6 protein-coding genes are annotated in these 5,941 nt (G+C 33.5%); 3 read left to right on the plus strand and 3 right to left on the minus strand.

The genetic code is table 11. The features are described 5' to 3' along the window. Positions 1-359, minus strand: a 359-nt coding sequence (locus HMPREF3264_RS11020) for a cysteine hydrolase family protein (RefSeq protein WP_141764497.1), incomplete at its 3' end; no start/stop codon positions are given. 241 nt (positions 360-600) lie between these two features. On the opposite strand from HMPREF3264_RS11020, the gene HMPREF3264_RS11025 reads away from it, so the two are divergent. Then, positions 601-1,686 carry a glycosyl hydrolase family 28-related protein gene (locus tag HMPREF3264_RS11025; protein WP_070873341.1) on the plus strand — a complete coding sequence of 362 codons (1,086 nt, stop codon included), beginning with the start codon at positions 601-603 and terminating at the stop codon, positions 1,684-1,686. Positions 1,687-1,964: 278 nt separating this feature from the next. On the opposite strand, the gene HMPREF3264_RS11030 is transcribed toward HMPREF3264_RS11025, so the two are convergent. Beyond that, positions 1,965-2,768, minus strand: a complete 804-nt coding sequence (locus HMPREF3264_RS11030) for a prephenate dehydratase (RefSeq protein WP_070873342.1) — start codon at positions 2,766-2,768, stop codon at positions 1,965-1,967. Positions 2,769-2,786: 18 nt separating this feature from the next. Continuing rightward, positions 2,787-3,854 carry a nitric oxide synthase oxygenase gene (locus tag HMPREF3264_RS11035; RefSeq protein ID WP_070830468.1) on the minus strand — a complete coding sequence of 356 codons (1,068 nt, stop codon included), beginning with the start codon at positions 3,852-3,854 and terminating at the stop codon, positions 2,787-2,789. Between the two features lie 210 nt (positions 3,855-4,064). Between HMPREF3264_RS11035 and HMPREF3264_RS11040 the strand changes: the two genes are divergently transcribed. Together HMPREF3264_RS11040 and nadE are read left to right on the plus strand one after the other, a co-directional pair. Next, entirely contained in the window at positions 4,065-5,534 is a 1,470-nt protein-coding gene (locus HMPREF3264_RS11040) for a nicotinate phosphoribosyltransferase (RefSeq protein ID WP_037541845.1), read from the plus strand. After that, on the plus strand, positions 5,527-5,941 hold a 415-nt coding region (gene nadE / locus HMPREF3264_RS11045), incomplete at its 3' end, for an NAD(+) synthase (protein WP_070873343.1). The genes HMPREF3264_RS11040 and nadE, both read left to right, overlap by 8 nt.

Consider the following 5,941-nt stretch of genomic DNA (forward strand, 5'->3'; position numbering starts at 1 on the left):
CTTAGCAAGCTATCTAATGAAGTGCCATAAAAAGAATCATACCTTGTTTTATCTAAATAATGCACGTGTGTATTATCTTTAATTGTTTGATATAAACTGCCTACTTTTCCATATAAATTACGACCTTCCGTACCGTAAATATTATGAGGAGGGAATAATTGTGTTTCAGGATGATATTGATCATTCTCATAATGTAAGTCCATTGTAAAGATGACCTCATCTTGATGATCAATGTATGAATGAATGCGATCAACGATAAAGTTCTCTATTTCTTGACCTGGCTTCCCACATGTAAGTTTCCCATTATCAGCAATAAAATCCACAGAATAATCCACTATAATTAATGCATTTTTACTCATAAAAACATCCTCTCTCTAATGTGTTTAAAAAGTATTAGATTGGTATATTTATATATAACTAAGACTTTTTGATATGTAATTAAAAAATGATGAGCATTTCGACAAAGAGCGATAAAATTTATCGACAGTTTGACTCATTTTTGAAATTAAATAACATATCATTAATAAAATCTAACTTTAGTATATAGAGTTCGCCTTAACCGCACAATCTTTATTTTCAATTAAAATGGAGGATACTGTTATGTTAATTAATGCTGCAGATTTTGGACTCAAAGGAGAAAGTAAATACAAGGATACTAAAGCAATTCAGAAGGCGTTAAACTATGCAAAGCACGGGGAACATACCGTATTTATACCTAAAGGCACTTACCATATTAGAAAAGCGCTAGTCATTTATGATTCTACGACGTTATTACTTGATGATGAAGCGGTACTTTTGCGCGTAGGTAAAGATGCATTACTAAAAAATGGAAAATCATATATTTTATACTATGGTTATTCGGGTAATAGTCATATCTATATTAAAGGTGGTACCTTCGATATGAATGGGGGAGATTATCCATATAATAATACTGCTATGAGTATAGGGCACGCAGAGGATATTCAACTAAATGGAGTGACATTTAAAAATATTGTAGGTGGCCACGCCCTAGACGCATGTGGCTTAAATGGATTACATATTACGAATTGTTCATTTGAAGGATTTCTTGATATTGATGGTGACCGTTCATTTTCTGAAGCGGTGCAATTAGATATTCAAGTCCCAGGCGCATTTCCTAAATTTGGCACAACAGATGGAACGATTACTAAGAATGTAGTTATAGAGAATTGTTATTTTGGTGACTCCGATAACCCGAAAATGAAAGCATGGAACCGAGCGATTGGTTCACACGCGAGCAGATATGACAGATTTTACGATAATATTCATATTAGAAATAACATATTTGACCAACTGAATGAATTTGCGTTAACACCTTTAAAATCTAAAAATACATTCATTACAAATAATGAATTTAGAATGTGTAATGGAGGAATACGCTTCCTTGGTGTTAAAGATGGAAAAAATGCGGCTGATCCTGTGACAGGACAAGTGATGGAAACGCAAGCAGGTGAGAACTTTAACGTCATCGGAAATATATTTATCGGAAAAATGGAAAGAGACGCAATTCATATCAGAAATTACAATAATGTTAAACATCATCAAGTATTTATTGCTGGTAATTATTTTGATGACGCCTCTCAAACGTTACATTTAGAAGATATTAAAGATCTTACGTTAAACCAAGAAGAGCCATTTCTTCAAATAGAAAAAATCAATATAGAATAAAACGCACACATATTTTTGAAGAATGAACAAAAAGGAAGAATATAAAGAAGCTGGGACATAATTAATTGTCTCAGCTTTCTTTAACATATTGGCAGTAGATGTCTGAATTGAAAGTGCGCTTATATCAAGCTTCTTTCAATCCTAGCCATCCTTGCCGGCGGGCCCCAACATAGAGAATTTCTTAAAAAGAAATTCTACAAACAATGCAAGTTGGGAGAGGGACAACGAAAATAATTTTGCTAAATTATATTTCTGTCCCACTCCCAACACTTATAAATTTATTGTTCTTTATTAAAAGAACCTATTAGTTTTACTTTAAAATCTAAAGTTTCTAAAATTGTAATAACTTTATTAATATCATGTGTGACAGGTGTATCTGCTTGAACGAAGAAACGGTACATACCTAATTGCGTTTTTAATGGTCTTGATTCAATCCACGATAAATTAATGTTAAATAGTGCGAAGGTATTTAACACACTTGCCAGTAAACCTGGTTTATCATATTGTGGTGTAATTAAAAACATCGTTGTATTCGCATTTTTGTCGAAATGTGTATGATTTTTAACTATTAAAAAGCGAGTGACATTATGTGGGTAATCTTGAATATGTTTGTCTATGGGTTGATATCCATATGTCTCTCCGCTACCCAGCGGCGCAATCGCCCCTATACCTTTATCAATCTTATCCAAACTTTGAATCGTGCTGTCAGTATAATCATATAAAAAGTGATGCTGATGAATATAATTGGTTGTTTGGCTGATAGCTGGCGCAATCGAGTAAACCTTCTTTATGTCCTTCAAACTGTCTGTTCCATTACCGTACAATGCAAAATTGATGTCTAAGTGAATTTCTCCATGTGCATAAATTTGTTGTTGAGCTAATGAATCCGCAACGATATTAATAGTACCTTCAATTGAATTTTCTATAGGTACAATGCCTACAGAGCGATCGTTACTAGACACTGCTTTAATGACCTCGTGAAGATTAGTTTTTGCTGAATATTCGATTTCATTTTCAGATATAAATTTTTGTGAAGCTAAATAAGAAAAAGTTCCCTTTGGACCTAGGTAATATAATCGCATGATGACACCTCTAAAAACTTAATGAAAAGGGCACTTCATAGGTTCTTCTTTTTTGTAAAAGAAATTTGTTGAACGCATAGTATTATCATAACCATGATGATAATTTGATGTTAAAGTTGGTGACAATGGTGGTGCTAACCAAGACCATTTGCCAGTGACGTGTCTATCATTTTTTTGTTCATTTCGCTCAAACATTTCGAATTGTTTTGAAGCGGTGAGATGATCGACGATTGAAACGCCTTCAGATTTAAAAGAATGATAAACTGCATAATTTAATTCTACGAGTGCTCGATCCCTATTAAATGAATTACTTTTAAGTGTACCAAAATCAAAGGCTTCTGCAACTTTTTCTAATAAATTATATCGATAACTATCTGTGAAATTACGTACGCCTATTTCAGTAACCATGTACCATCCATTAAAAGGTGCAGTTGGATAGGTAATCCCACCAATTTTTAAGTCCATATTTGAAATAATTGGGACAGCATACCATTTTAGACCTAATTCTGCTAATTTTGGATATTGGTCATGCCAAATTGGGACCTCTTTAATGATGTGATTTGGGAATTCATGCCACTTAATGCTTCCATTCGATATTTGATAAATAAGTGGTAGAATATCGAAATTCGTGCCTTCGCCTTTCCAACCTAAATGTTGAGCTAAACGTGTGATTTCTTTTTCAGATGGATCTCCCGCGTTATCGTAACCTGCATATCGAATTAATTGGTTATTATAGATTTTGGGCGCATTTTGAGATGAGAAAATTGTAATAAGTGGTTTGATTTTGCCACCATTAGTTGCAATATCGATATGACGATAAATTGCTTCTAAAAAGTTTTCTTCATTATCTATATCTCGCGCATCCTCTACATTTAATGAGTCCCAGAATAGTCTCCCAATGCAACGGTTAGAATTTCTCCATGCTAGTTTTGCTCCATAAGATAGCTCTTCATAAGTATGCGTATAACTTCCTGTACGTGTGATTTCATTCTCAATTTCATTCAATCTCTCTGCTATTTTACTTGAATCATAATTAAGTTCGGTATACATAGTTTGAATAAATGATCTAGCTTCATCTAATAACATTTAAAAACACCTCACACGTATTATAATCGAGGTTTTAAAAATACTCAGTTAAAATATTCAATTGTCATGAATTTGTCGTATAGAATGATTTTGTAAATGATTAAATCTAAACTATTAAAAGATTCAGATTAATCAAGTAACTCATTTACCTACAGTATGTGAATTATGATAAACTAATTGTAAATGAATCGGTCGATTGGAGAGATAAGTGTGTATCAATTTAAAGACGACAGCTTAATGTTACAGAACGACTTATATCAAATTAATATGGCAGAAAGTTATTGGAATGATGGCATTCACGAAAGAATTGCCATTTTTGACTTATATTTTAGAAGTATGCCTTTTAATAGTGGGTATGCGGTTTTTAATGGGTTAAAACGTGTAATTGATTTTATAGAGAACTTCGGATTTTCCGATAGTGATATAGCGTATTTGAAAACAATAGGCTACAAGGATGACTTTTTAGAATACTTGAGAGAACTCAAGTTCACAGGTAATATTCGCTCAATGCAAGAGGGTGAATTATGCTTTGGTAATGAACCGTTAATTAGAGTTGAAGCGCCTTTGATTCAAGCGCAACTAATAGAAACGATTTTACTTAATATCATTAATTTCCATACGTTAATTGCGACCAAAGCAAGTAGAATACGTCAAATTGCAATGAATGATACTTTGATGGAATTCGGCACTAGAAGAGGTCAAGAAGTTGACGCTGCATTATGGGGCGCAAGAGCAGCTTTTATTGGTGGTTTCGATTCAACGAGTAATGTACGTGCAGGTAAATTGTTTGATATTCCAGTTTCTGGAACACATGCGCATGCATTAGTGCAAACGTATGGTGATGAATATATAGCTTTTAAAAAATATGCAGAACGACATAAAAATTGCGTCTTTTTAGTCGATACTTTCCATACTCTTAAATCAGGTGTACCTACAGCTATTAAAGTTGCGAAAGAGTTGGGAGATAAAATCAACTTTATAGGAATTAGATTAGACTCAGGTGATATTGCATACTTATCTAAAGAAGCTAGACGAATGCTAGATGAAGCAGGCTTTACTGATGCGAAAATTATTGCTTCAAACGATTTAGATGAACAAACAATCACAAGTTTAAAAGCGCAAGGCGCAAAGGTTGACGCATGGGGTGTCGGAACGAAACTCATTACTGGTTTCGATCAACCTGCTCTTGGAGCTGTTTATAAATTGGCAGCTATTGAAACAGAAGATGGAACGTTTAGCGATCGAATTAAGTTATCTAATAATGCGGAAAAGGTCACAACACCAGGTAAAAAGAACGTTTATCGTATTATCAACAAAAAAACAGGTAAGGCGGAAGGTGACTATATTACACTTGACGGGGAAGACCCTACAGCTGAGAAACCACTTAAATTATTCCATCCTGTTCATACCTATAAAATGAAATTTATTAAGTCTTTTGAAGCAAAAGATTTACATCATACGATTTTTGATAATGGCAAACTTGTATACCAACTTCCAAGTGAACGTGAAGCTCAAACTTATCTAATGCAAGGTTTAAACACACTTTGGGATGAAAATAAACGTTATTTAAACCCACAAGAATATCCTGTTGATTTAAGTGCAAAATGTTGGGAAAACAAACACAAACGCATTTTTGAAGTGGCTGAACATGTTAAGGAAATGGAGGAAGAAAATGAGTAAGTTACAAGATATTGTAGTTAAAGAAATGAAAGTAAAAAAACAAATTGATAGCGAAAAAGAAATCAATGAAATCAAACATTTTATAAAATCGTATGTTCAATCACATTCATTTATCAAATCATTAGTACTCGGTATTTCTGGAGGACAAGATTCAACGTTAACAGGTAAGTTAGTGCAATTAGCGGTGAATGAATTACGAGAAGAAGGTCGAGAATGTAAATTCATCGCAGTTAAACTACCTTATGGTATTCAAAAAGATGCCGACGAGGTGGAAGATGCACTTAAATTTATTGAGCCTGATGAAATCATTACGGTCAATATTAAACCTGCTGTAGATCAAAGTGTTCAATCTTTAAAAGAAGCGGGGATAGTCCTCACTGATTTCCAAAGAGGCAATGAAAAAGCAA

It is taken from the genome of Staphylococcus sp. HMSC62A08 (assembly GCF_001839105.1).
GTDB classification, from domain to species: Bacteria; Bacillota; Bacilli; order Staphylococcales; family Staphylococcaceae; genus Staphylococcus; species Staphylococcus caprae.